General features: G+C 67.7%; 1 protein-coding gene. It reads right to left on the bottom strand.

Annotated elements, in window-relative coordinates:
* Positions 1 to 325 (bottom strand): AMP-binding protein (locus NHU87_RS28335; RefSeq protein ID WP_253555181.1); only part of this gene is annotated, 325 nt, incomplete at both ends.

The raw sequence follows: 325 nt of genomic DNA, 5'->3' as shown, positions 1-325 counted from the left end.
GGGTGGCAACGCATCCAGCGTCCAGGAATTGTGCCCGACCGGCAAACGCGCCAGCCACTGCGCTTGGGTCAAGGTGACCTGGGCCTCAGCGTCCGCGATCAGGAACGCCAACCGTGCCGCCGGCAATTCCGGGTCCAGCGGCAACCACGCGGCACCGGCGTGCACGATGCCGAGCAAGGCCACGACCATTTCCACGGAGCGCTCCATGCACACCGGGACGATGGCGCCGCTGCCAATACCGGCCGCGCGCAAGGCGTTGGCCACGGTTTGCGCGCGTTGATCGAGCTCGGCATAACTCAGGCGTTGGCCTTCGAACACCAGCGCC

This window comes from Pseudomonas mandelii (genome assembly GCF_024138395.1).
Lineage (GTDB): Bacteria > Pseudomonadota > Gammaproteobacteria > Pseudomonadales > Pseudomonadaceae > Aquipseudomonas > Aquipseudomonas mandelii_E.
The sequence above is the reverse complement of the archived record's forward strand: the minus strand, read 5'-3'. Positions and strand labels throughout refer to the sequence as shown.